The organism is Massilia sp. UYP34, from assembly GCF_056279385.1.
Window position 1 is genome coordinate 162,315 of the sequence record NZ_JBWBRF010000004.1, and the last position, 22,619, is coordinate 184,933.

General features: G+C 67.2%; 25 protein-coding genes. 8 read left to right on the forward strand and 17 right to left on the reverse strand.

The genetic code is table 11. From position 1 onward, the window contains the following. Positions 1-168 precede the first annotated feature (168 nt). Positions 169-834, forward strand: a complete 666-nt coding sequence (locus ACZ9AQ_RS09550; protein WP_429203524.1) for an HAD-IA family hydrolase — start codon at positions 169-171, stop codon at positions 832-834. A gap of 104 nt (positions 835-938) precedes the next feature. Further along, positions 939-1,166, forward strand: coding sequence for a hypothetical protein (locus ACZ9AQ_RS09555; protein WP_429203525.1), 228 nt, complete (start codon positions 939-941; stop codon positions 1,164-1,166). Positions 1,167-1,173: 7 nt separating this feature from the next. Here the strand turns inward: ACZ9AQ_RS09555 and ACZ9AQ_RS09560 are convergent, their stop codons facing one another. From ACZ9AQ_RS09560 to paaA, 13 genes are all read right to left on the reverse strand, one after another. Continuing rightward, positions 1,174-1,641 carry a cupin domain-containing protein gene (locus ACZ9AQ_RS09560; RefSeq protein ID WP_429203526.1) on the reverse strand — a complete coding sequence of 156 codons (468 nt, stop codon included), beginning with the start codon at positions 1,639-1,641 and terminating at the stop codon, positions 1,174-1,176. A 42-nt stretch (positions 1,642-1,683) separates the two neighbouring features. Next, positions 1,684-3,735, reverse strand: a complete 2,052-nt coding sequence (gene paaZ / locus ACZ9AQ_RS09565; RefSeq protein WP_429203527.1) for a phenylacetic acid degradation bifunctional protein PaaZ — start codon at positions 3,733-3,735, stop codon at positions 1,684-1,686. A gap of 25 nt (positions 3,736-3,760) precedes the next feature. Further along, entirely contained in the window at positions 3,761-4,360 is a 600-nt protein-coding gene (locus ACZ9AQ_RS09570; RefSeq protein ID WP_429203528.1) for a phenylacetic acid degradation protein PaaY, read from the reverse strand. A 4-nt stretch (positions 4,361-4,364) separates the two neighbouring features. Beyond that, entirely contained in the window at positions 4,365-5,570 is a 1,206-nt protein-coding gene (gene pcaF, locus ACZ9AQ_RS09575) for a 3-oxoadipyl-CoA thiolase (protein ID WP_429203529.1), read from the reverse strand. Between the two features lie 10 nt (positions 5,571-5,580). Then, complete coding sequence (paaK, locus tag ACZ9AQ_RS09580; RefSeq protein ID WP_429203530.1) at positions 5,581-6,897, reverse strand: phenylacetate--CoA ligase PaaK; 1,317 nt, start codon at positions 6,895-6,897, stop codon at positions 5,581-5,583. Positions 6,898-6,910: 13 nt separating this feature from the next. Next, positions 6,911-7,360 (reverse strand): hydroxyphenylacetyl-CoA thioesterase PaaI, encoded by a 450-nt coding sequence (paaI, locus tag ACZ9AQ_RS09585; RefSeq protein ID WP_429203531.1) that lies wholly within the window; start codon positions 7,358-7,360, stop codon positions 6,911-6,913. After that, positions 7,350-8,879 carry a 3-hydroxyacyl-CoA dehydrogenase PaaH gene (gene paaH, locus ACZ9AQ_RS09590; RefSeq protein ID WP_429203532.1) on the reverse strand — a complete coding sequence of 510 codons (1,530 nt, stop codon included), beginning with the start codon at positions 8,877-8,879 and terminating at the stop codon, positions 7,350-7,352. Before paaH ends, paaI begins: the two co-directional genes overlap by 11 nt. Before the next feature lie 2 nt (positions 8,880-8,881). Next, entirely contained in the window at positions 8,882-9,673 is a 792-nt protein-coding gene (gene paaG / locus ACZ9AQ_RS09595; protein WP_429203533.1) for a 2-(1,2-epoxy-1,2-dihydrophenyl)acetyl-CoA isomerase PaaG, read from the reverse strand. 75 nt (positions 9,674-9,748) lie between these two features. After that, positions 9,749-10,825, reverse strand: a complete 1,077-nt coding sequence (gene paaE, locus ACZ9AQ_RS09600) for a 1,2-phenylacetyl-CoA epoxidase subunit PaaE (RefSeq protein WP_429203534.1) — start codon at positions 10,823-10,825, stop codon at positions 9,749-9,751. 40 nt (positions 10,826-10,865) lie between these two features. Continuing rightward, positions 10,866-11,378: a 1,2-phenylacetyl-CoA epoxidase subunit PaaD gene (gene paaD / locus ACZ9AQ_RS09605; RefSeq protein ID WP_429203535.1), complete on the reverse strand. Its 513-nt coding sequence runs from the start codon at positions 11,376-11,378 to the stop codon at positions 10,866-10,868. Beyond that, on the reverse strand, positions 11,378-12,130 hold the full coding sequence (paaC, locus tag ACZ9AQ_RS09610; protein ID WP_429203536.1) for a 1,2-phenylacetyl-CoA epoxidase subunit PaaC: 753 nt from the start codon (positions 12,128-12,130) through the stop codon (positions 11,378-11,380). The genes paaD and paaC overlap by 1 nt, the downstream gene beginning before the upstream one ends. A gap of 21 nt (positions 12,131-12,151) precedes the next feature. Next, the gene (gene paaB / locus ACZ9AQ_RS09615; RefSeq protein ID WP_429203537.1) at positions 12,152-12,436 is read right to left on the reverse strand and encodes a 1,2-phenylacetyl-CoA epoxidase subunit PaaB; all 285 of its coding nucleotides are present in this window, start codon (positions 12,434-12,436) and stop codon (positions 12,152-12,154) included. An 86-nt stretch (positions 12,437-12,522) separates the two neighbouring features. Continuing rightward, positions 12,523-13,512 carry a 1,2-phenylacetyl-CoA epoxidase subunit PaaA gene (gene paaA, locus ACZ9AQ_RS09620; protein WP_429203538.1) on the reverse strand — a complete coding sequence of 330 codons (990 nt, stop codon included), beginning with the start codon at positions 13,510-13,512 and terminating at the stop codon, positions 12,523-12,525. A gap of 117 nt (positions 13,513-13,629) precedes the next feature. On the opposite strand from paaA, the gene paaX reads away from it, so the two are divergent. After that, a complete protein-coding gene (gene paaX, locus ACZ9AQ_RS09625) occupies positions 13,630-14,565 on the forward strand; it encodes a phenylacetic acid degradation operon negative regulatory protein PaaX (RefSeq protein ID WP_429203539.1) in 936 nt (311 codons plus the stop codon). 86 nt (positions 14,566-14,651) lie between these two features. After that, positions 14,652-15,785 (forward strand): M14 family metallopeptidase, encoded by a 1,134-nt coding sequence (locus ACZ9AQ_RS09630; RefSeq protein ID WP_429203540.1) that lies wholly within the window; start codon positions 14,652-14,654, stop codon positions 15,783-15,785. Between the two features lie 143 nt (positions 15,786-15,928). Here ACZ9AQ_RS09630 and ACZ9AQ_RS09635 read toward each other — a convergent pair whose 3' ends face one another. Both ACZ9AQ_RS09635 and pmbA read right to left on the reverse strand, forming a co-directional pair. Then, positions 15,929-16,168 carry a hypothetical protein gene (locus ACZ9AQ_RS09635; RefSeq protein ID WP_429203541.1) on the reverse strand — a complete coding sequence of 80 codons (240 nt, stop codon included), beginning with the start codon at positions 16,166-16,168 and terminating at the stop codon, positions 15,929-15,931. Positions 16,169-16,182: 14 nt separating this feature from the next. Next, complete coding sequence (gene pmbA / locus ACZ9AQ_RS09640; protein WP_429203542.1) at positions 16,183-17,535, reverse strand: metalloprotease PmbA; 1,353 nt, start codon at positions 17,533-17,535, stop codon at positions 16,183-16,185. A 93-nt stretch (positions 17,536-17,628) separates the two neighbouring features. Here pmbA and yjgA point away from each other — a divergent pair, with 93 nt between their 5' ends. Genes yjgA through ACZ9AQ_RS09655 form a run of 3 tightly spaced genes read left to right on the forward strand, consistent with a single transcriptional unit; the run spans position 17,629 to position 19,534 of the window. After that, positions 17,629-18,231: a ribosome biogenesis factor YjgA gene (yjgA, locus tag ACZ9AQ_RS09645; protein WP_429203543.1), complete on the forward strand. Its 603-nt coding sequence runs from the start codon at positions 17,629-17,631 to the stop codon at positions 18,229-18,231. Continuing rightward, the gene (gene mog, locus ACZ9AQ_RS09650) at positions 18,209-18,853 is read left to right on the forward strand and encodes a molybdopterin adenylyltransferase (protein ID WP_429203544.1); all 645 of its coding nucleotides are present in this window, start codon (positions 18,209-18,211) and stop codon (positions 18,851-18,853) included. Before yjgA ends, mog begins: the two co-directional genes overlap by 23 nt. Before the next feature lie 12 nt (positions 18,854-18,865). Continuing rightward, positions 18,866-19,534: an alpha/beta hydrolase gene (locus tag ACZ9AQ_RS09655; protein WP_429203545.1), complete on the forward strand. Its 669-nt coding sequence runs from the start codon at positions 18,866-18,868 to the stop codon at positions 19,532-19,534. A 156-nt stretch (positions 19,535-19,690) separates the two neighbouring features. On the opposite strand, the gene ACZ9AQ_RS09660 is transcribed toward ACZ9AQ_RS09655, so the two are convergent. Beyond that, the gene (locus ACZ9AQ_RS09660) at positions 19,691-21,016 is read right to left on the reverse strand and encodes an aspartate aminotransferase family protein (protein WP_429203546.1); all 1,326 of its coding nucleotides are present in this window, start codon (positions 21,014-21,016) and stop codon (positions 19,691-19,693) included. A gap of 145 nt (positions 21,017-21,161) precedes the next feature. Here ACZ9AQ_RS09660 and ACZ9AQ_RS09665 point away from each other — a divergent pair, with 145 nt between their 5' ends. After that, the gene (locus tag ACZ9AQ_RS09665) at positions 21,162-21,716 is read left to right on the forward strand and encodes a carboxymuconolactone decarboxylase family protein (protein WP_429203704.1); all 555 of its coding nucleotides are present in this window, start codon (positions 21,162-21,164) and stop codon (positions 21,714-21,716) included. A gap of 47 nt (positions 21,717-21,763) precedes the next feature. Here the strand turns inward: ACZ9AQ_RS09665 and ACZ9AQ_RS09670 are convergent, their stop codons facing one another. After that, a complete protein-coding gene (locus ACZ9AQ_RS09670) occupies positions 21,764-22,612 on the reverse strand; it encodes a fumarylacetoacetate hydrolase family protein (protein ID WP_429203547.1) in 849 nt (282 codons plus the stop codon). Positions 22,613-22,619 lie beyond the last annotated feature (7 nt).

Below are 22,619 nucleotides of genomic sequence, written 5' to 3' on the forward strand. Positions count from 1 at the left end.
CGTTACCTCCACTGGAGGTAACGACTCCCCGCGAAGGCGGGGACCCAAGTACTGCCAGCATCGTCGTTACGCGACATACTTGGGCTCCCGCCTGCGCGGGAACGACGTATCTGGGGCCTCGCCCAAGGCCCCACTCCCCTCTGTTCACCTTTCTACAGCAACGAATCCATGACAGCCCTGCCCGCACGCGACTACGCCGCCTTCCTGTTCGACATGGACGGCACCATCCTCACTTCGATCATCGCCGCCGAGCGCGTCTGGGCCGCCTGGGCGCGCGGCCATGGCCTGGACGTCGACGTCTTCCTGCCGACCATCCACGGCAAGCGCAGCATCGACACGGTGCGCGGCGTCGGCCTGCCCGATATCGACCCGGAGGCCGAAGCGCAGCGCATCACGCAGGCCGAGATCGAGGACGTCGAGGGCATCGAGGCGATCGCCGGCGTGGCGGCGTTTCTCGCCACCCTGCCGGCCGACCGCTGGGCCATCGTCACGTCGGCCCCGCGCGCGCTGGCCGAGGCGCGCATCGCCGCGGCCGGACTCCCGACGCCGCCGGTGATGGTGGCCGCCGAAGACGTCCAGCGCGGTAAACCAGCGCCGGATCCGTTCCTGCTGGGCGCCGAAAAGCTGGGCATGCGCGCGCAGGACTGCCTGGTGTTCGAGGATACGCTGGCCGGCCTGCAAGCGGCCGAGGCGGCCGGAATGGACAGCATCGTCGTCACCGCCACCCACCACGAGCCGCTCGAGACGAACGTGACCGGCGTGCCGGACTACGACGAGCTGCGCGCCATCCGCACGCCGGAAGGCCTGCTGCGGCTACAGCGCACGCGGTCCTGAATCTCGGTCCTGAATCGTGCTCCTGAATTTCGCTCCTGAATCGTGCTCCCGCATGATGCCGGACATGGTCCCATACGGGACCAACCGCATTGTGGAGATCGATCATGCAGCGCTATGCAAATCGCAGCGGCCATTCCGGCGTCGTCGCCTATGAACTCGGGGCCGGCTCGATCACGGTGACATTCACGGGGGGCGAGCGCTACCTGTACACCGCGGACAGCACCGGCGCCGACCATATCGCGCGGATGCGCGAGCTGGCGCGCGAAGGCCAAGGGTTGGCCACCTACATCAGCCAGCATGTGCGCGAATGTTACGCGCGCAAGCTGGCGTGAAGCCGGGCTAGGCGTCCCGTTGCGGATAAGGCGTCCCGTCCCTGTGCAGGTAGCTGTTGGACGCCTGCTCGTAGCGCATGTCGATGTCGGCATAGGTCACCACGTCGTCCTTGTTGCGCGAACCGATCACGAGAAACACGCCCGGCCCCCAGCCGCGGTTGACCAGCTGGTGGCCGTCGGGTCGCCCGGCCGGGAACGCGGCGTGGTCGCCGGCGCGCATCAGGGTCTCGCCCTCGTCCGTAATGAGCACCAGCTCGCCCGAGACGACCGTGACGAATTCGTCCTCGTGCGAGTGCCAGTGGCGCTGCGACGATGCGGCGCCAGGCTGCAGTTCGACCAGGTTGACGCCGAACTGGGTCAGGCCGCCCGCATCGCCCAGCGCCTGGCGCGTGCGGCCGTCCACCGCCTCATGGAACGGCGCCGGATAGCCGGTGCCGCTCAACACCGGAATACTGCTCAGATCGAGTCTCGGCATCGCATGCCCCTTTCGGTTGCCCTGGATGAGTGAAGCGCCGGGTCAGGCGCGCTTCAGCACCAGCGTCAGGATATCGTAACTGGCCACCAGCTCGTCGCGCTGGTTGGTCACCTGCACGTCCCACGCCACCACGCCCTGTCCCCTTCCCTGCTCGTCGGCGCGGTTGCGGTCGACCTTGCGCTTGCAGGTCAGGCGCGCGCGGATGGTGTCGCCGATCGCCACCGGCGCCACGAAGCGCAGGTTGTCCAGGCCATAGTTGGCCAGCACCGGCCCCGGCGCCGGCGACACGAACAGGCCGGCCGCCGCCGACAGCACGAAGTAGCCGTGCGCGATGCGCTGGCCGAACTGCGTGTCTTTCGCCGCGATCTCGTCGAAGTGCATGTAGAAATAGTCGCCCGAGACGCCGCCGAAATTGACGATGTCGGCTTCGCTCACCGTGCGGCGGTGCGTCAACAGAGAATGCCCGATCTCCAGGTCGTCGAAGTAGCGGCGGAATGGGTGGATCTCGCTTTCCTTGACGGCGCCGCCGCGCACGTATTCGCCAGTGACCGCCCCGAGCATGGTGGGCGAGCCCTGCACCGCCGCGCGCTGCAGGAAGTGCTTGACGGCGCGGATGCCGCCCAGCTCCTCGCCACCACCGGCGCGGCCCGGGCCGCCGTGCTTGAGTTGCGGCAGCGGCGAGCCGTGGCCGGTATTGTCCACCGCGGCTTCGCGGTCCAGGATCAGCACGCGGCCGTGCGAGGCCGCCGCCACCGGCACGGCATAGGCCGCAATCGCAGGGTCTTTGGTGGCGAGCGTCGTCACCAGGCTGCCCTTGCCGCGCGCGGCCAGCGCCAGGGCCTCGTCGATGTCGCGGTAGGTCATCAGGGTGCTGACCGGGCCGAAGGCTTCCACGTCGTGCACGGCGTCGTTGTCCATGGCGTTGCGGCACAGCAGCAAGGTGGGCGAGAAGAAGGCGCCGCTGGCGACGTTGTCGCCGACCGGACTGAAGCCGTCGCGCGCGCTGAACAGCACCTCGTTGCCGCGCGCGAGCAGTTCGACCCGCTCACTGACGTCGCGCTGCTGGTCTTTTGAGGCCAGCGCGCCCATGCGCACACCCTCCACTTTCGGATTGCCGACCGTGATGCCCGCCAGGCGCGCGCGCAGCCGTTCTCCGACCGCATCGACCAGCGTTTCCGGCACGATCACGCGGCGGATCGCGGTGCACTTCTGGCCGGCCTTGCCGGTCATCTCGCGCGCCACTTCCTTCACGAACAGGTCGAATTCGGGGTCCTCGAGCGTGACGTCCGGCGCCAGGATCGCGCAGTTGAGCGAATCGGCTTCGGCCGTGAACGGCACCGAGGCGCGGATCAGGTTCTGGTTCGAACGCAGCCGGGCGGCGGTGTCGGCCGAGCCGGTGAAGGTGACCGCATCGAAGCCCGTCATGCGATCGAGCAGGTCGCCGGTGCTGCCGATCACGAGCTGCAGCGCGCCATCGGGCAGCAGCGTCGACTCCACCATCATCCTGACCACGGCATGGGTCAGGTAGCTGGTGGCGGTGGCCGGCTTGGCGATGCAGGGCATGGCCGCCAGGAAGCTCGGCGCGAATTTCTCGAGCAGGCCCCAGATCGGGAAGTTGAAGGCGTTGATGTGCACCGCCACGCCGCCGCGCGGCACCAGGATATGGGTGCCGGCGAAGCCGCCGCGCTTGCCCAGCGCCATGGCCGGGCCCTCATGCAGCACGTTCGACGATGGCAGCTCGCGCGAGCCCATGCTGGCATACGCGAACAGGGTGCCGATGCCGCCCTCGACGTCGACCCAGCTGTCCTGGCGCGTGGCGCCGGTCAGGTGCGAGATTTCATACAGCGCTTCCTTGCGCTCCATGAGGTACAGCGCCAGCGCCTTCAGGCACTGCGCGCGCTGCTGGAAGTCGAGACGCATCAGGCTCTTGATGCCGGTCTTGCGGGCAAAGCTCAAGGCTTCGTCGAAATCGATCGGCTCGAGGTGCGTGTGATAGATCAGCGCGTTGTCGAGCGCGCTGTGCAGCGCGGTGTGCGCTTGCTGGCCGTGCCAGCGGCCGGCGATCAGGCTTTGCAGGGTCGGGATGTCACCCATATCGTCGTCTCCTCAGGTTTTCTCTTCAGGCTTTCGGCTTGTGCATGCCGTCGGCGTCGAATGCGATGCGCTCTCTGGCCGGCGCGACTTCGGTATCCGCCTCGACTTCGCGCATGGTCTGCAGCGAGCGCACGTTCAGTTCGTGGTACTGGCGGGTGCCGACGCCTTTCCATCGCACTTCTTCATCGGTGAGCTCGCGCATCACCCTGGCCGGCGTGCCCATCACCATCGAGCGCGGCGGAATCACCATGCCGGCCTTCACGAAACTCATCGCGGCCACGATCGACGCTTCGCCGACCACCGCCTTGTCCATCACCACCGCGTTCATGCCGACCATCGCGTTGCGCTTCACGCGGCAGCCGTGCAGCACGGCGCCGTGGCCGATATGGCCGTCGACTTCGACCACGGTATCTTCGCCCGGGAAGCCGTGCATCACGCAGGTGTCCTGCAGGTTGGCGCCCTGTTCCAGGATCAGGCGGCCGAAATCGCCGCGCAGGCTGGCGCAGGGGCCGACGTAGCAGCGCGGGCCGACGATCACGTCGCCGATCAATACCGCCGACGGGTGGACGTAGGCGCTCGGATGCACGACCGGCCGCACGCCGTCGATCTCGTAGACCTTCACCATTCCTCTACACTCGCTCGACGATCAGGGCGATGCCCTGGCCGACGCCGATGCACATCGTGCACAGGGCGTAGCGTCCGCCCGTGCGGTGCAGCTGGTTCACGGCCGTCGTGACCAGGCGCGCGCCGGAGGCGCCCAGCGGATGGCCGATGGCGATCGCGCCGCCGTTCGGGTTGACGCGGGGGTCGTCGTCCGCCAGGCCGAGGGCGCGCGTGACGGCCAGCCCCTGGGCGGCGAAGGCTTCGTTCAGCTCGATCACGTCCATCTGGTCGAGCGTGAGGCCGGTCCGGGCCAGCAACTTCTTCACGGCCGGCGTCGGGCCGAAGCCCATGATGCGCGGCGCCAGGCCGGCGGTGGCCATGCCGACCACGCTTGCGCGCGGACCCAAGCCGTAGCGAACGACGGCTTCGCTGGACGCCAGCAGCAGCGCGCAGGCGCCGTCGTTCAGGCTCGAGGCGTTGCCGGCGCTGACCGAACCATCCGGCGTGACCACGCCCTTGAGCCTGGCCAGCGCGTCGAGGCTGGTGTCGGGGCGCGGCTGCTCGTCGGTGTCGACCACGCGCGCTTCCCCTTTCCTGCCTTGCACCGTCACCGGAACGATCTCGTCCCTGAAGAAGCCTGCTTCGTTCGCGCGCGCCCAGCGCTGCTGGCTGCGCAGGGCGAACGCATCCTGGTCGGCGCGGGCGATGCCGAACTCGCGCGCCACGTTCTCGGCGGTTTCGGGCATCGAATCGACGCCATACTGCGCCTTCATGGCCGGATTGACGAAGCGCCAGCCCAGGGTCGTATCCTCGACCCTGGCCGCGCGCGAAAAAGCGCTGTCGGCCTTGCCCATCACGAACGGCGCACGGGTCATGCTTTCGACGCCGCCGGCGATCACGAGCTGCGCTTCGCCGGCCTTGATGGCGCGCGCGGCGGTGCCCACGGCATCCATGCCCGAGCCGCACAGGCGGTTGATGGTGTTGGCCGGCACGCCCTGCGGCAGCCCGGCCAGCAGCGCGGCCATGCGGCCGACGTTGCGGTTGTCTTCGCCGGCCTGGTTGGCGCAGCCGTAGAACAGATCGTCGACCGCCGCCCAGTCGAGACTCTTGTTGCGGGCCATCAGCGCCGCGATCGGCAGCGCGGCCAGGTCGTCGGCACGGATGCTGGACAAGGCGCCGCCGTAGCGGCCGAAGGGAGTGCGGACGGCATCAACGATGAATGCGTCGATCATGGAAAATCTCCTATTTTTGTTTGGGACGACGGTCGACCACGCGCCGGGCCTTGCCGGTCAGGGTGCGCTCGATGCCCTGCGGCGCCAGCAAGGTCACGCCGGTGGTCACGCCGACATGGGTCTTGATGCAGTGCTGGAGCTCGCGGCGCAGCGCGTCCACGCTGTCCGGCGGCGTGCTGGCATCGCGTAGTTCGCACAGCACCTCGAGCGTGTCGAGGTGGCCGTCACGCGCCACCACCAGCTGGTACTGCGGCGCCAGCGCCGGCATCCCGAGGATCAGTTCCTCGATCTGGCTCGGGAACACGTTCACCCCGCGAATGATCAGCATATCGTCCGAGCGGCCGGTGATGCGGCCCATGCGGCGCATCGCGCGCGAGGTCGGAGGCAACAAGCGGGTCAGGTCGCGCGTGCGGTAGCGGATGATCGGCAGCGCTTCCTTGGTGAGCGAGGTAAACACCAGCTCGCCCTCCGCGCCGTCCGGCAGCACCGCGCCGGTGTCGGGGTCGATGATCTCGGGGTAGAAATGGTCTTCCCAGATCACGGGACCGTCCTTGCTCTCGATGCATTCGCTGGCCACGCCCGGCCCCATCACTTCGGACAGGCCGTAGATGTCGACCGCATCGATGCCGGCGCGCGCCTCGATCTCGCGCCGCATCGCGTCGGTCCACGGCTCGGCGCCGAAGATGCCCACCTTCAGCGACGACCGGGCCGGATCGAGACCCTGGTGCATGAACTCCTCGACGATATTGAGCATGTACGAGGGCGTGACCATGATGATCGACGGCTTGAAGTCCTGGATCAGCTGCACCTGCTTTTCGGTCTGGCCGCCCGACATCGGAATCACGGTGCAGCCCAGGCGCTCGGCGCCGTAGTGGGCGCCCAGGCCGCCGGTGAACAGGCCATAGCCGTAGGAGACCTGCACCAGGTCGCCCTTGCGGCCACCAGCGGCGCGGATCGAGCGCGCCACGACGTCGGCCCAGGTGTCGATATCGTTGCGGGTGTAGCCGACCACGGTCGGCTTGCCGGTGGTGCCCGACGAAGCGTGCACGCGCACCACCTGCTCGCGCGGCACGGCGAACAGGCCGAACGGGTAGTTGTCGCGCAGCGTCTTTTTCTCGGTGAACGGAAACTTCGCCAGGTCGGCCAAGGTCTTCAGGTCGCTCGGGTGCACGCCCGCTTCGTCGAATGCGGCGCGGTAGTGCGGGACGTTGTCGTAGGCATGCTGGAGCGTCCATTGCAGGCGCCGCAGCTGAAGCGCCTGCAGCTCGTCGCGGCTGGCGCGTTCGATCGGTTCCAGCTCGTCGCCGGCGGGAATGCGTTGCACCATCTCGATCTCCTTCTTACGTGTCGACGCACGCGTCCATCGGCACCACGGTGCCGGCGACGCGGTGCGACTTGCCGCGCAACAGCGCGATCGTGCGCCCGTCCTGGTCCGTCACGGCGACGTCATAGATGCCGGTCTTGCCCTGCAGCGCCTGCTCGATCGCCTCGGCCACCAGCAGGTCGCCGGGACGGCCGGGCGCGAGGTAGTCGATCGTGCAGCCGGCGCCGACGGTATTGAAGTTGTGCGAGTTGCAGGCGAAGGCGAAGGCGCTGTCGGCCAGCATGAAGATGTAGCCGCCGTGGCAGGTGGCGTGGCCGTTGAGCATGTCGTCCCTCACCGTCATCGACATGCGCGCATAGCCGGGACGGATCTCGAGCAGCTGCATGCCCAGGCCCCGGCTGGCCGGATCGCGTTCGTACATCGTGCGGCCGGCCAGTTCGGCCAGCCGTTGCGCGCTATCGGGCATGGAAACGCGCTCCCTGCGGATTGGCCGCCAGCTTGCGGCGCAGCAGCGGCGACACGCGGTAGCGATCTTCGCCATAGGCGGCGGCCAGGTTGGCCAGCACGGCGACGACATGGCGCAGGCCGACCGCGTCGGCCCAGGCCAGTGGGCCGCGCGGATAGTTCACACCCTTCTGCATCGCGATGTCGACCGCGCGTGCGCTGCACACGCCCTGGTTGACGGCGTCGGCCGCCTCGTTGGCCAGCATCGCCAAGGTGCGCATCACCGCCATGCCGGGCACGTCGTCCAGGCGCGTCACGGCAAAGCCCGCGGCCTGGAACAGCCCGACCGCGGCCTGCCAGGCGCCGTCGCCGCACTGGTCGGCGCGCGCCAGCGCGATGCGGGCGGCGCCTGCGGGGTCGAGCAGCAGGTCGAACAGGACCGTGTCGCGGTGGCCGTCCGCCTCGGCGCGCTCGGTGGCGCTGCGGCCGTCGGTCAGGTAGATCGCGGCGCCGTCGCAGTACAGGCCGGGCGCGGCCTCGATGGCGACCGGATCGAACCCGGCGCCGCGCAGGCGTTCGACGATCGCGTCGACCGCACCAAGGCCACCCGCATGGCGCAGCGCCGGCGGGGTCTGGCTGGCCGCTTCGGTGTGCGGCGCCGGCGTGGCGGCGGCGTCGTCGTAGCGGTAGAAACCGCGTCCGGTCTTGCGGCCCAGGAAGCCGGCGCTGACGAGTTCCTGCTGCAGGATCGAGGGCGTGAAGCGCGGGTCGTTGTAAAAGGCGGCGAACACCGACTTGGTGACCGAGAAATTCACGTCGTGGCCGATCAGGTCCATCAGCTCGAACGGGCCCATGCGAAAGCCTCCGCAGTCGCGCATCACGGCATCCAGCGTCGCCACGTCGGCGGCCTGTTCCAGCAGCAGGCGCAGGGCTTCGGCGTAGTACGGCCGGGCCACACGGTTGACGATGAAGCCGGGCGTCGACTTCGCACGCACTGGGCTCTTGCCCCAGCGTTCGGCAAGGTCGTGGACGAGGTTCGCGACATCGCCGCTGGTCGCCAGGCCTTCGACCACTTCGACCAGCGCCATCAGCGGCACCGGATTGAAGAAGTGCATGCCCACCAGGCGCTCGGGATGCCGCAGTGGCGCGCCGATCGCCGTGACCGAGATCGACGAGGTATTGGTGGCCAGGATGCAGTGCCGGCCGACGATGCCTTCCAGTTCGGCGAACAGGGCGCGCTTGGCGTCCAGGTCCTCGACGATGGCCTCGATCACGAGGTCGGCGCCGGCGGTTTCGCGCAGCGACGCGATGCGCTTGAGGCGTTCGCGCGCCAGGTCGGATTCGACCGCACCCATGCGGCCCTTCGCGACCAGCTTCGCGTAGGTTTTGCCGATCTCGAGGATGGCCTTGTCGGCGGCATCAAGCCGGGTATCGAACAGCAGAACCTGGTGGCCGGCGGTGGCCGCCACCTGGGCGATGCCGGCGCCCATGGCCCCGCTGCCGATCACGGCGACCGTGCTGCCTGGAGGGATGGCGTACATGCTCACTCTCCCTTGAAATGCGGCGTGCGCTTGGCCACGAAGGCGGACACGCCTTCGCGGTAATCGTGGCTGTAGCCGAGTTCGCGCATCATGCCGGCCTCGAGCTGCAGCTGGTCTTCGAGTGAGTTGGCGTAACTGGCCTGGAACGCCTTCTTGGTGAAGGCCAGCCCCTTCGTCGGCGCGGCGGCGAAGTGTTCGGCCATCGCCATCGCTTCGATCATCAGGGCTTCGTCGGGCACGCAGCGCCAGATCAGGCCCCACTCCTCGGCTTTCTCGGCGCTGAGCTTTTCGCCCAGCATGGCCAGCCCCATGGCGCGCGCATGGCCGATCAGGCGCGGCAGGTGCCAGGTGCCGCCGGTGTCCGGAATCAGGCCCAGCTTGCTGAAGGCTTCGATGAAGCTGGCCGATTTGGCGGCCAGCACGATGTCGCAGGCCAGCGCCAGGTTGGCGCCGGCGCCGGCGGCCACGCCGTTGACGGCGCAGATCACCGGCAGCGGCAGGTTCTTCAGGGTGAGCACCAGCGGAGCGTAGAACTGCTCGACCGATTCGCCCAGGTCGACGCCGGGCTCGCCCGGGTCGACGGCGCGATCGAGCAAGTCCTGGCCGGCGCAAAAGCCGCGGCCGGCGCCGGTCAGGACCAGCACCCGGACGGATCGGTCGGCCTGCACCTTGCCCAGGGCGTCGCGCACTTCGAGGTGCATGGCCCGGGTGAAGCTGTTCAGGCGCTCGGGGCGGCTCAGCGTCAGGAGCGCGATGCCGTTCTCGATCTTGAACTGTATGGATTCGTAGGTCATTGTTGTCTCCACTATTTTCGTTATCGCTCGCACGTCGTCTTTTGGCTACGGGCTACGGGCTATCGATCGATTCGCTCACTCGTGGATGTCGAAATCGACGACGACCTTGTCGGTGACCGGAAAGCTCTGGCAGCTCAGCACGAAGCCGCGCGCGACTTCGTAGTCTTCGAGCGCGTAGCTCACGTCCATCTCGACTTCGCCATCGAGCACCTTGCAGCGGCAGGTCGAGCAGACGCCGCCCTTGCATGAGTAGCGCATGTCGAGCCCGGCGCGCAGGCCGGCCTCCAGCAGCGACTCCTTGTCCTTGTCCATTGTGAAGCTGGCGGCGCTGCCGTCCATGATCACGGTCACTTCGGTCAGGCTTCGCGCTGCCGGTTGCACGGCGCGCGGCATGCGCGCGCGCGCCGGCGCGCTGGCGGCAAAGAGTTCGATCCGGATCCGCTCCTTCGGCAGGCCGGCCGCCTGCAGCGCGCGCGAGACGCCGTGCATCATGTCTTCCGGGCCGCAGATGAAGGCGACGTCGATGTCCCGGATATCGATCCAGTGGCGCAGGAACTGGCGGCACTTGTCTTCGGTGATGCGGCCGTTGAACAGCGCGATGTCCTGCTGCTCGCGGCTCATCACGTACACCAGCCGCAGGCGCTCCATGTACTGGTCCTTCAGGTCGGTCAATTCATCGCGGAAGATCACGCTCGACGAGGCGCGGTTGCCGTAGACGATGGTGAAGCGGCTCTCGGGTTCGGCCTGCAGCGTGGTCTTCACGATCGACAGGATCGGCGTGATGCCGCTGCCGGCGGCGAACGCCAGGTAATGGCGGCTGCTGGCCGCGTCGAGCGGCACGTTGAAGTTGCCGGCCGGCGGCATCACTTCCAGCGTGGCGCCGGGTTGCAGGCTGTCGTTGGCCCAGCTGGAAAACAGCCCGCCGCTGCAGCGCTTGATCGCCACCCGCAGCTGCGCGTCCTGCACGGCCGAGCAGATCGAATACGAGCGGCGCACGTCCTCGCCATCGATGGTGGCGCGCAGGGTCAGGTACTGGCCCTGGCGGTAGGCGAAGGCGTCCTTCAGCTCGGGCGGGACGTCGAAGGTGACGGCGATGGCGTCGCGCGTCTCGTGCTTCACCTTCGCGACGGTCAGTGGATAGAACCTGGTCATTGCGGCCTCAGTGGCAATTTAGTAGCAACTTAGTGACAACTTAGTGGCATTTGAAATAGTCGAACGGCTCGCGGCAGTCGAGGCACTTGTACAGCGCCTTGCACGGGGTCGAGCCGAATTCGCTGGTCAGTCGGGTGTGGGGCGAGCCGCAGTGCGGGCAGGCGACGTCGGGCGCGGCGCGGCGGCGGATGCCGGCGTGCAGGCCGCTGACGTCGATCGCCTGCTGCACCGGCGGCGCGATGCCGTAGCCCTTCAATGCCGCCTTGCCGGCCGCGCTCATCCAGTCGGTGGTCCAGGCGGGGGACAGGCGGCGCTCGATGCGGACCTGCTCGAGGCCATGCGCGTGCAGGGCTTCGCTGACAGAATCCGAGATCACCTGCATCGCAGGACAGCCGGAATACGTCGGCGTGATCGTGACCACGCATTCCTCACCCTCCAGGCGCACGGCGCGCACGATGCCGAGATCGACCACCGAGATGACCGGGATCTCCGGGTCGGCGACTTCGCCGAGCCAGCTCCAGACCTGGTCGAGGCTGACGTCCAAGGCGGTCATTACCAGGTCGACCCCGGATAGGCGCGCTGCAGGAACTGCATCTCGGCCAGGATGAAGCCGAGGCGCTCGCTGTGGCGGCCCTGCTTGCCGCCGCGCTGCATCCAGGCGTCCGGCGGCGGCATGCTCAAGGTGGCGTCGTTGAAGATGTCGGCCATGTGGTCGAGGCACTCCTTGCGCAGCGCGTCGGCCGGCGGCGCCACGCCCTGCGCCACCATCGCATCGTCGATCTCGTCATAGAGGAACATCTCGCCGCTGTACATCCACAGCTCGTCGAGCGCCGTCTGCATCATGGCGCGGCTCTTGTCGGTGCCGTCGCCCAGGCGCACCACCAGGTCGCCGCTGCGGCGCAGGTGGTAGGTGACTTCCTTGACCGACTTGGCGGCGATCTCGCGGATGCGCTCGTCGCTCGAGCGGGTCAGGCCGTCCATCAGAAAATAGTGCCCGGTGTCGAACAGGAACTGGCGCATCAGGGTGTCGGCATAGCTGCCGTTGGGCTGCTCGACCAGCAGGCAGTTGCGGTACTCGATGGCATCGCGCAGGAAGGCCAGGCGGTCTTCGTCGCGGCCCTTGCCTTCGAGTTCGCCCGCATACGTCAGCCACATGCGGGTCTGGCCCAGCAGGTCGAGCGCGACGTTGGACAAGGCCATGTCTTCTTCGAGCGCGGGGCCCTTGCCCACCAGCTGGCACAGCTGCTGGGACAGGATCAGGGCGTTGTCGCCCTGGCGCAGCAGGTATTCGTACTTCGCGTCCATCTCATCGGCCTCCAGGCGCGCTCACAGGTTCTTGACTTCTTCCGGCATCGGGAAGAAGGTCGGGTGGCGGTAGACCTTGCTGTTGGCCGGCTCGAACAGCGCTTCCTTATCAAGCGGGCTGCTGGCGACGATGTCGGCGGCGCGCACCGCCCAGATTGACACGCCTTCGTTGCGGCGGGTGTAGACGTCGCGCGCGTTGTTGATCGCCATCTCGGCGTCAGGGGCGTGCAGGCTGCCGACGTGCTTGTGGGCGAGGCCGTGCTGGCTGCGGATGAAGATTTCCCACAGGGGCCATTCTTTGCTCATGTTGCTGTCTCCGTTAGTGCGGTGCGCCGGCGTGGATTGAACGCGTGGACGGCGGAGCCGTCCACCCCACGGATTTCAGGCTGTTCTTATGCGGCGGCTTGTTTGGCGGCTTGCTTGTCGGCGTGGGCGACGAGGGCGTCGCGGAACCATTCGCCGTCGTCCCATGCCTTGACGCGCGTGCGCAGGCGCTCGCGGTTGCAGGGGCCGTTGCCCTTCAGGACGTTATGAAACTCGGACCAGTCGATCGCGCCGAAATCGTAGGAGCCGCGCGCCTCATTCCACTTGAGGTCGGGATCGGGAATCGTCAGGCCCAGATACTCGGCTTGCGGCACGGTCTGGTCGACCATGCGCTGGCGCAGCTCGTCGTTCGAGAACAGCTTGATGCGCCAGGCCGTCGATTGCGCGCTGTTGACCGATTCGGCATCCGACGGGCCGAACATCATCAGGGACGGCCACCACCAGCGATTCAGCGCATCCTGGGCCATCGCCTTCTGCTCCGGCGTGCCCCTGGCCAGCGCCATCATGATGTCGTAGCCCTGGCGCGCGTGGAAGGATTCTTCCTTGCAGACGCGCACCATGGCGCGGGCGTACGGGCCGTACGAGCAGCGGCACAGCGGGATCTGGTTGATGATGGCCGAGCCGTCCACCAGCCAGCCGATCGCGCCCATGTCGGCCCAGCTCAGGGTCGGATAGTTGAAGATGCTCGAGTACTTGGCCTTGCCGGCGTGCAGGGCCGCCAGCAGCTCGTCGCGCGAGACGCCCAGCGTCTCGGCGGCGCTGTACAGGTACAGGCCGTGGCCGGCCTCGTCCTGGATCTTGGCCAGCAGGACCGACTTGCGCTGCAGGGTCGGCGCGCGCGTCACCCAGTTGCCCTCCGGGAGTTGGCCGACGATCTCGGAATGCGCGTGCTGCGAAATCTGGCGGACCAGCGTCTTGCGGTACGCTTCCGGCATCCAGTCCTGCGGTTCGATCTTGATCCCGGCGTCGATGCGCGCCTGGAACGCCTGCTCTTCGGCGCTCATGTCCTGTTCTGTGCGGACTTTCTTGAGGCCGGTCTCCACCATCTGTGCGTACATCGCTTCCCCCGTGGTTCTCTACAATTGCAAACCCGTCCAAATCATAATACGATACAAAAAACTTGATGTACACAATAATTTTGAATCATATTGCATCACTAAAACTTGACCTTAATCATGAAACGACTGTCCAGCGCTGAGTGGATCGCCCACGACCTGGCCCTCGATCCGCCGCGCCACAAGTCGCTGGTGGTGACCGTGTGCGGCGACACCATTGCCCCGCACGGCGGCGCCTTCTGGCTGGGCAGCATGATCGACCTGGTGGGCCCGCTCGGCGTGGGCGACCGGCTGGTGCGCACCAGCGTGTTCCGGCTGGTGCAGGAAGGCTGGCTGACGGCCAGCCGCGAGGGCCGGCGCAGCCGCTATGCGATCGAGCCGAAGGCGCTGCCGCGCTTCGAGCGCGCCAACCGCCGCATCTATTCGGCGCCGGGCCTGGACTGGGACGGGCGCTGGACCTTCGTGCTGGCCCCGCATGGCAAGGGCGCCGGCATCGACGCCGAGCTGCGCGCCCTGCTGCGCAAGGAACTCGAGTGGGAGGGCTTCGCGATGCTGGCCACCGGCGTGATGGCGCATCCGGCGCCCGAGCGCGACACGCTGCGCGAGATCCTGGCGCGCGCCGACGCCACCGACAAGGTATTCGTGTGCCAGGCCGACGCGCTGCCCGGCATGGGCACGCGGCCGCTGCCCGAGCTGGTGGGCGACTGCTGGAGCCTGGAAGCGGTGGTCAATGCCTATCGCGGCTTCATCGACCGCTTCGCGCCCTTGCCCGACATGCTGGGCAAGGGCGACGTGACGCCCGAGCATGCGTTCGCGATCCGTACCCTGCTGATCCACGCCTACCGCCGGGTGCAGCTGGACGACCCGATGCTGCCGCTCTCCCTGTTGCCGCAGCCGTGGCCAGGGACCGACGCCTACGCGCTGGCGCGCGCCATCTACCGCCTGTGCCACGCGCGCGCCCAGGAGCACGTGCTGGCGATGCTGCGCAAGGAAGACGCGGCGACGCCGGAAGCCGACGCCGCTTATTACGGCCGCTTCGGCGGCCTGGAAGGGTGACTCAGGCCTTGCCTATCGGGATAGCTTCTAACCGAAAACGGGTATCATCGCTGCTTCAACGTACCCTCTCAACACAGGACAACACCATGTCTATCAAGATCAGCAGCCAATTCGACGCTGGCGCCATCGAGGTCGTGAACGCCACCAGCGCCAACGCCATCGACCTGAACATCCGCAAGGACTCGCACGCCGACATCATCCAGTGGTTCTACTTCCGCCTGCAGGGCGCGCAGGGCGAAGCCTGCTCGATCCGCCTGCTCAACGCCGGCCAGGCCGCCTATCCGGCCGGCTGGGAAGGCTACCAGGCGATGGCGAGCTACGACCGCGTGAACTGGTTCCGCGTGCCGACCAGCTACGACGGCCAGGTGCTCACCATCGAGCACACGCCGGGCATGGACAGCGTCTACTACGCCTATTTCGAGCCGTATTCGTGGGAACGCCACCTGGAGCTGCTGGACCGCGCCCAGATGTCGGAAAACGTGCGCATGCTCGACCTGGGCTCGACCGTCGATGGCCGCGACCTGAACATGCTGGTGATCGGCGAGCCGGCCGAGGGTAAAAAGAAGGTGTGGGTGATCGCGCGCCAGCACCCGGGCGAGACGATGGCCGAATGGTTCGTCGAAGGCATGCTCGACGCGCTGCTCGATCCGGCCCACCCGTTCGGGCGCCAGCTATTGAAAGAGTCGGTGTTCTATGTGGTGCCGAACATGAACCCGGACGGCTCGGTGCGCGGCAACCTGCGCACCAACGCGGCCGGCGCGAACCTGAACCGCGAGTGGCTCAATCCGAGCATGGAGCGCAGCCCCGAGGTGTTCCTGGTGCTGCAGAAGATGCACGAGACAGGGGTCGACCTGTGCCTGGACGTGCACGGCGACGAGGGCCTGCCCTATGTGTTCGTGGCCGGCAGCGAATCCCTGCCGAACTTCACCACCGAGCAGCGCCAAGCGCAAGACCGCTTCATCGCCGACTTCAAGATCGCCAGCCCGGACTTCCAGGACGCGCACGGCTACGGCGCCACCCCGTACACCGACGAGACCCTGACCATGGGTTCGCCGCACGTCACCCACGCCTTCGGCTGCCTGTCGCTCACGCTGGAACTGCCGTTCAAGGACAATGCCAACGACCCGGACCCGCAAGTCGGCTGGGACGGCGCGCGCAGCGCGCGCCTGGGCGCGGCGGTGCTGCAGCCGGTGCTGAACGCGATCCGCGCGGTCAGGTAAGCACGGTAAGCACGCTCCGCTGTCGCGACAACGCCCCGCATGCGGGGCGTTGTTGTTGTTGTTGTTGCTGGTGTTGGTGGTGGTGGTAGTGGCGCGCCAGGTTCAGGCCGCCTCTTGAGTCGCCGCTCCGGCGGCTGCCGCGTTCAGAGCTGGACGCCCAGGTGGGTGTTGACCCAGGCATTCGCATCCGCGCTGCTGTCGAAATGCAGGGTCGCGATCGCGGTTTTATCGTGCGCCAGGAAAGTGGCGTACACCTTGCGGCTGTCCGCGCCCGAGCTGAGCAGGTCGGACTGCGGGGCCAGCTCGACGGTGGCCACCAGGTCGAGATTGAGCAGCACCGTCTTGGGGCTGGTTTCCTTGTCGATGCGGACGAATCGGCCCATGGCGCGCTCCTGTTTCAGTTTCCGGCCACGACCATCTTTTCGATCAGGATCGAGCCGGTGGTCTTGTTACCGCGTACAAGGGTATCGTTACCGACGGCAACGATTTGCTGGAACATCTCACGCATATTGCCGGCGATGGTGATCTCTTCGACCGGATACTGGATGACGCCGTTCTCGACCCAGTAGCCCGACGCGCCGCGCGAATAGTCGCCGGTCACGTAGTTGACGCCCTGACCCATCAGTTCGGTGACCAAGAGGCCCGTGCCGAGTTTGCGCAGCATGCCTTCGAAATCGTCGCCGCGGCGGGTGTCCTTGGAGACGATCTCGAGATTGTGCGAGCCGCCGGCATTGCCGGTGGTTTGCATGCCCAGCTTGCGTGCCGAATACGAGGACAGGAAGTAGCCCTGCAGCACGCCATCGGCGATCACCTTGCGGCGCACGGTCTTGACGCCCTCTTCGTCGAACGGCGCCGAGCCGACCGCGCCGATCAGGTGCGGGTCTTCGACGATCTGGATATGCGACGGGAATACCTGCTTGCCCAGCGTGTCGAGCAGGAACGTGGATTTGCGGTACAGCGCGCCGCCCGACACGGCTTGCACGAAGGCGCCTATCAGGCCGGCGGCCAGCGGCGCTTCGAACAGCACCGGACAGGTGCGGGTGTCCAGCTTGCGCGCATTCAGGCGCGCCAGCGCGCGCTCGGCGGCGTAGCGGCCCACTTTCTCGGGCTTGGCCAGTTCCTTGGGATTGCGCGACGAGGTGTACCAGTCGTCGCGCTGCATCTGGTTGCCCTTGCCGGCGATCGGCGCCACCGAGAGCGTGTGGCGCGAGAACGGATAGCCGCCGATGAAGCCGCGCGAGTTGGCGCCGACGAAATGCGATTGCTGGACGTAGACGCTGGCGCCTTCGCTGTTGGTGATGCGCTTGTCGACCTCGAAGGCGGCGTTTTCGCAGCGCTTGGCCAGCTCCACCGCTTCTTCGGTGCTGATCTGCCATGGGTAGAACAGGCGCAGGTCACGCGGCGCGAGCTCCAGCAGGTCGGCGTCGGGCAGGCCGGCGCAATCGTCCTCGGCGGTGAAGCGGGCGATGTTGGCGGCCGCCTCGACGGTGGCCTTGAGCGAGACGGTCGAGAAATCGGAGGTGCTGGCATTGCCGCGGCGCTGGCCCACGTAGACGGTGACGCCAAGGCCCTTGTCCTTGTTTTGCTCGATCGTCTCGATGTTGCCTTTACGCACAGAAACCGACAGACCACTCCCTTCGCTGATCTCGACCGAAGCGTCGGTCGCGCCCTGCTCGCGGGCGAACGCAAGCACGTCGCGCGCCAGCTGTTTGAGCTGATCCTGGGTGTGGATAAAAGCGTTGTCGTTCATAGGTGTTTTTCTTGGCAGGCCCTAAAACAGTTATCATAGCAGCCGTTTACAGTTTTCACTGATCGGCCCTGCGCCAATCAAATCATTCATATCATGCCTAATCCAAATCGCGGCTCGGTCGGCTTCCAGTCGAACGAGTTCGAACCCGAATACGACCGCCCTTCCAAATCGGAGCTCAAGCGCCAGTCGAACGAGCTGCAAAAGCTCGGCGAGCAACTGGTCGAGGCGCCGCGCGACCGCGTCAAGCGCGTGCCGATGCCGGAGGACGTGCGCGATGTCATCCTCGAAACCCAGACCATCACCAACCACGAAGGCCGCCGCCGCGCCATGCAATTCGTGGGCAAGAAGATGCGCACCCTGGACGAGGAAGAAGTCGCCGCCATCCAGCGCGCGATCGACAGCTGGAAAGGCGCGTCGAAGTCCGAGACCGCCGCCCTGCACGCGCTCGAGCGCCGCCGCGAGAAGCTGCTGGCCGACGACAAGGCCCTGACCGTCCTGCTCGAAGAAAATCCCGAGCTCGACGTCCAGCACCTGCGCACCCTGATCCGCAACGCGCGCAAGGAAGTGGCGGAATCCAAGCCGCCGAAGGCCTACCGCGAGATCTTCCAGATCCTGAAGGACCTGAACAAGAAGAAGAAGAAAGCCGACGCCGACCCTGAAGAAGAAGGCAACGATGACGAATCCGACGACGCTTGAAGCGATGCCGGCGCATGAGCTGGTCATCGGCCTGGTGTCGGTGTCCGACCGCGCCAGCGGCGGCGTCTACGAAGACAAGGGCATCCCGGCGCTGAACGAGTGGCTGGCGGGAGCGATCACCACGCCATTTCGGGTCGAGACGCGCTTGATCCCCGACGAGCGCGCCGCCATCGAGGCGACCCTGGTCGAACTGGTGGATGGCGCGCGCTGCCACCTGGTGCTGACCACCGGCGGCACCGGTCCGGCGCGGCGCGACGTCACGCCCGAGGCCACGCTGGCCGTCGCCACCAAGGAGATGCCCGGCTTCGGCGAGCAGATGCGCCAGATCAGCCTGCGCTTCGTGCCGACCGCGATCCTGTCGCGCCAGACCGCCGTCATTCGCGAAGTACAGGACGACGCCGGCGGTCACGCGGCCCTGATCATGAACCTGCCGGGCCAGCCGAAGTCGATCAGGGAAACCCTCGAGGGTCTCAAGGACGACGCCGGCAACACGGTCGTCGGCGGCATTTTTGCCGCCGTTCCCTACTGCATCGACCTGATCGGCGGCCCCTACATGGAAACCGATCCGGCCGTGAGCAAGACTTTCCGCCCCAAATCGGCATTGCGTCCACCCGTCGCCTAACTGAAGGAAGCCATGAGCCAGCTGCTTGAGAACATCGAAATCGACACCGCACCGAACCCGGAGATCGCCATCATCTGGCTGCACGGCCTGGGCGCCGACGGCAACGACTTCGTGCCGATCGTGCGCGAACTGGACCTGGCCGGCCTGCCGGGCATCCGCTTCGTGTTCCCGCATGCGAACACGATGCCGGTGACGATCAACGGCGGCTACGTGATGCGCTCCTGGTACGACATCGTCGCCACCGACCTGGTGCGGCGCGAGGACGAAGCCGGCCTGCGCGCCTCGCAGCTGCAGGTGGAGGCGCTGATCGCGCGCGAAAAGGCGCGCGGCATCCCGGCTTCGCGCATCATCCTGGCCGGCTTCTCGCAGGGCTGCGCGATGACCCTGCAGACGGGCCTGCGCCACCCGGAACCGCTGGCCGGCATGATGTGCCTGTCGGGCTACCTGCCGCTGGCGGGCGTGGCCGGCGCCGAGCGCCATGAAGCCAGCCTGGCCACGCCGATCTTCATGGCGCATGGCGTGCAGGATCCGGTGGTGCCGTTCGCGCGCGCCGAGGATTCGCGCAAGGTGCTCGAGTCGCTCGGCTACCAGGTCGAGTGGCATGCCTACCAGATGCAGCACACGCTGTGCCTGGAAGAGGTGCAGGACATCGCCAAGTGGATTCGCAAGGTCGTCGCGTAATTTTGCGGTACTGATTTGCTGGCTGACTTGGGTTCCCGCCTTCGCGGGAACGACGGATCGATGGCGGTGGCAGTAGAAAGCTCCAGTAGCCGGCAGCATTAGCACGTCGTTCCCGCGAAGGCGGGAACCTAAGCTTTTCAACCCACCACGATCGCCTCAATTCGCAAGCGCCGCCTCCACCGCATCGCTCAGGCGCGACACGATCTCGGACAGATCCGCCGGCGTCGCGATGAACGGCGGCGCCAGCAGCACATGGTCGCCGCGCTGCCCATCGATCGTGCCCCCCATCGGATAGACCAGCAGCCCGCGCGCCATCGCCTCGGCCTTGATCGCCGCATGCAGCTTGCGCTCCGGCACGAACGGCTCCCGGGTCTCGCGGTCGCGCACGAATTCCAGCGCCAGCAGCAGCCCGCGTCCGCGGATGTCGCCCACGTGCTCGTGCACCCCGAACACGTCGCCCAGCATGCGGCGCAGCGTCGCGCCGCGGCTGCGCACCCGCGCCAGCAGGTCGTCGCGCTCGATCACCTGCTGCACCGCCAGCGCGGCGCTGGCCGCCACCGGATGGCCGATATAGGTGTGCCCGTGCTGGAACATGCCGCTGCGGCTGCGCAGGCATTCGACGATCGCCTCGTGCGCCAGCACCGCGCCGATCGGCTGGTAGCCGGCGCCCAGGCCCTTGGCCACGGCCACGATGTCGGGCGCCACGCCGTCCTGCTCGATCGCGTACATGGTGCCGGTGCGGCCCATGCCGCACATGACCTCGTCGGCGATGAACAGGATGCGGTGCCGGTCGCAGATCTCGCGCACGCCCTGGAAGTAGCCCGGCGTGGGCGGGATCGCGCCGCCGGTCGCCCCCACCACCGGCTCGGCCACGAACGCGATGATGTTCTCGGGCCCGGCGCGCAGGATGGTCGTCTCCAGTTCGTCCAGCAGCGCGGCGGTGTAGTCGTCGACGCTGACGCCTTGGGCGCGGCCGCGGTACTCGTAGCAGGCCGACACCCGCAGCGCATCCTTCAATAGCGGCGCGAAGGCGCGCCTTCTCCATTCGTTGCCGCCCACGCCCAGCGCGCCCAGCGTGTTGCCGTGGTAGCTCTGGCGCCGCGCCAGGAAGCAGGTGCGCTGCGGCTCGCCCATCTCGACCCAGTACTGGCGCGCCAGCTTGAGCGCGGTCTCCATCGCCTCGGAGCCGCCGGAGACGAAATACACGCCCCCCATGCCCTCCGGCGCGCCCTCGACCAGGCGATTGGCCAGCTGCTCGGCCACGTCGGTGGTGAAGAACGCCGTGTGGGCGTAGGCGCAGCGGTCGATCTGGCGGTGCATGGCGGCGATCACGTCCGGGTGGCCGTGGCCGAGCGAAGAGACGGCGGCGCCGCTGCTGGCGTCGATGTAGGTCTTGCCGTTGCTGTCGCGCAGCAGGATGCCCTCGCCGCCGGCCGCGAGAGGCGGCACCTGGCGCAGGCTGCGATGGATGATGTGGCTCATGGACGCTTCTCCGATCTCCGATAGGGACGACACTTGACGATAAGCGCGCATGCGTCGGCTTTCTTTGATTTTTAGCGCGGGCCGTGCGAATATTTTCTTGGGATCACTATTGGAGCAACAGATGAGTGCGCACATGACTGAGCAAATAAGCGAGCGCCTTGGCCCCATCCCCGATCATGAACTGAGCGACGCCCAGCGCGCCGCCGCGCAGGAGATCATCGCCGGCCCGCGCGGCGCCGTCTACGGCCCCTTCGTGCCGCTGCTGCGCAGCCCCGAGCTGATGCGTCATGCGCAGCGCATGGGCGAGTACCTGCGCTACCGCAGCGCGATCGGGGCACGGCTGTCGGAGCTGGCGATCCTGGTCACGGCGCGCCAGTGGGACCAGCAGGTGGAGTGGGCGATCCATGCGCCGATCGCGGCCCAGGTGGGCATTCCGTCGTCGGTCATCGCGGCCATCGCGGCGCGCGAACGGCCTGGCGACATGCTGGTGGACGAGGCGGTGGTGCACGACTTCTGCGTCGAGCTGCACCAGCGCAAGGCGGTGTCGGACCAGGTGTACGCCGACGCGCTCGCGCTGTTCGGCGCGCACGGCGTGGTCGACCTCATCGGGATCAACGGCTACTACACGCTGCTGGCGATGGTGATGAACACGGCGCGCACCAGCGTGCCCGCAGAGGGCGACTGGCGCATGCCGGATTGAGGCCCGAACTTGGGCTCCCGCCTTCGCGGGAGCGACGTGCTATTGGCTTACTTGGGAAACGCGACCACCTCGGCCTGCTGCTCACCCAGCCCCGCGATCCCCAGGCGCAGCTTGTCGCCCTTTTTCAGGAAGCGCTGCGGCGAGCGGCCCATGCCCACGCCCGGCGGGGTGCCGGTGGTGATGATGTCACCCGGCTCCAGGGTCATGAAGCGCGACACGTAGCTGACGATCTGCGCCACGCTGAAGATCATGCTGCCCGTGTTCCCGGTCTGCATGCGCTTGCCATTCAGCTCCAGGTAGAGGTCGAGGTCCTGCACGTCATGGATGTCGTCGCGCGTGACCAGGAACGGGCCGACCGGGCCGAAGGTGTCGCAGCCCTTGCCCTTGTCCCACTGCGAGCCCATCTCGAACTGGAAGGCGCGCTCGGAGACGTCGTTGACCACGCAGTAACCGGCCACGTATTTCAGCGCTTCTTCTTCGCTCACGTACTGTGCGCGCGCGCCGATGATCACGCCCAGCTCGACTTCCCAGTCGGTCTTCTTCGCGCCTTTCGGCAGCAGGATCGCATCGTCCGGGCCGTTCAGGGAGCTGATCGCCTTGGTGAAGAACACCGGCTCGGTCGGCATCGCGGATTTGGTTTCGGCGACGTGGTCGGCGTAGTTCATGCCGATGCCGATGAATTTGCCGACGCCCTTGACCGGCACGCCCAGGCGCGGATTGCCGCGCACCAGCGGCAGGGTCTTGTGGTCGATCTTCGCCAGCTTGCGCAGCGCCTTGTCCGACAGCTGCGACGCGTCGATGTCGTCGATGATGCCGGACAGGTCGCGCAGGCGGCCTTCTTCGTCGAACAGGCCCGGCTTCTCTTTGCCCGGGCGGCCATAGCGCACCAATCTCATTGTGGTC

What these genes read in the sequence shown, in the direction of transcription:
- ACZ9AQ_RS09550 (WP_429203524.1), top strand. Translation starts at nt 169, where the DNA reads ATGACAGCCCTGCCCGCACGCGACTACGCCGCCTTCCTGTTCGACATG.
- ACZ9AQ_RS09555 (WP_429203525.1), top strand. Translation starts at nt 939, where the DNA reads ATGCAGCGCTATGCAAATCGCAGCGGCCATTCCGGCGTCGTCGCCTAT.
- ACZ9AQ_RS09560 (WP_429203526.1), bottom strand. Translation starts at nt 1,641, where the DNA reads ATGCCGAGACTCGATCTGAGCAGTATTCCGGTGTTGAGCGGCACCGGC.
- paaZ (WP_429203527.1), bottom strand. Translation starts at nt 3,735, where the DNA reads ATGGGTGACATCCCGACCCTGCAAAGCCTGATCGCCGGCCGCTGGCAC.
- ACZ9AQ_RS09570 (WP_429203528.1), bottom strand. Translation starts at nt 4,360, where the DNA reads ATGGTGAAGGTCTACGAGATCGACGGCGTGCGGCCGGTCGTGCATCCG.
- pcaF (WP_429203529.1), bottom strand. Translation starts at nt 5,570, where the DNA reads ATGATCGACGCATTCATCGTTGATGCCGTCCGCACTCCCTTCGGCCGC.
- paaK (WP_429203530.1), bottom strand. Translation starts at nt 6,897, where the DNA reads ATGGTGCAACGCATTCCCGCCGGCGACGAGCTGGAACCGATCGAACGC.
- paaI (WP_429203531.1), bottom strand. Translation starts at nt 7,360, where the DNA reads ATGCCCGATAGCGCGCAACGGCTGGCCGAACTGGCCGGCCGCACGATG.
- paaH (WP_429203532.1), bottom strand. Translation starts at nt 8,879, where the DNA reads ATGTACGCCATCCCTCCAGGCAGCACGGTCGCCGTGATCGGCAGCGGG.
- paaG (WP_429203533.1), bottom strand. Translation starts at nt 9,673, where the DNA reads ATGACCTACGAATCCATACAGTTCAAGATCGAGAACGGCATCGCGCTC.
- paaE (WP_429203534.1), bottom strand. Translation starts at nt 10,825, where the DNA reads ATGACCAGGTTCTATCCACTGACCGTCGCGAAGGTGAAGCACGAGACG.
- paaD (WP_429203535.1), bottom strand. Translation starts at nt 11,378, where the DNA reads ATGACCGCCTTGGACGTCAGCCTCGACCAGGTCTGGAGCTGGCTCGGC.
- paaC (WP_429203536.1), bottom strand. Translation starts at nt 12,130, where the DNA reads ATGGACGCGAAGTACGAATACCTGCTGCGCCAGGGCGACAACGCCCTG.
- paaB (WP_429203537.1), bottom strand. Translation starts at nt 12,436, where the DNA reads ATGAGCAAAGAATGGCCCCTGTGGGAAATCTTCATCCGCAGCCAGCAC.
- paaA (WP_429203538.1), bottom strand. Translation starts at nt 13,512, where the DNA reads ATGTACGCACAGATGGTGGAGACCGGCCTCAAGAAAGTCCGCACAGAA.
- paaX (WP_429203539.1), top strand. Translation starts at nt 13,630, where the DNA reads ATGAAACGACTGTCCAGCGCTGAGTGGATCGCCCACGACCTGGCCCTC.
- ACZ9AQ_RS09630 (WP_429203540.1), top strand. Translation starts at nt 14,652, where the DNA reads ATGTCTATCAAGATCAGCAGCCAATTCGACGCTGGCGCCATCGAGGTC.
- ACZ9AQ_RS09635 (WP_429203541.1), bottom strand. Translation starts at nt 16,168, where the DNA reads ATGGGCCGATTCGTCCGCATCGACAAGGAAACCAGCCCCAAGACGGTG.
- pmbA (WP_429203542.1), bottom strand. Translation starts at nt 17,535, where the DNA reads ATGAACGACAACGCTTTTATCCACACCCAGGATCAGCTCAAACAGCTG.
- yjgA (WP_429203543.1), top strand. Translation starts at nt 17,629, where the DNA reads ATGCCTAATCCAAATCGCGGCTCGGTCGGCTTCCAGTCGAACGAGTTC.
- mog (WP_429203544.1), top strand. Translation starts at nt 18,209, where the DNA reads ATGACGAATCCGACGACGCTTGAAGCGATGCCGGCGCATGAGCTGGTC.
- ACZ9AQ_RS09655 (WP_429203545.1), top strand. Translation starts at nt 18,866, where the DNA reads ATGAGCCAGCTGCTTGAGAACATCGAAATCGACACCGCACCGAACCCG.
- ACZ9AQ_RS09660 (WP_429203546.1), bottom strand. Translation starts at nt 21,016, where the DNA reads ATGAGCCACATCATCCATCGCAGCCTGCGCCAGGTGCCGCCTCTCGCG.
- ACZ9AQ_RS09670 (WP_429203547.1), bottom strand. Translation starts at nt 22,612, where the DNA reads ATGAGATTGGTGCGCTATGGCCGCCCGGGCAAAGAGAAGCCGGGCCTG.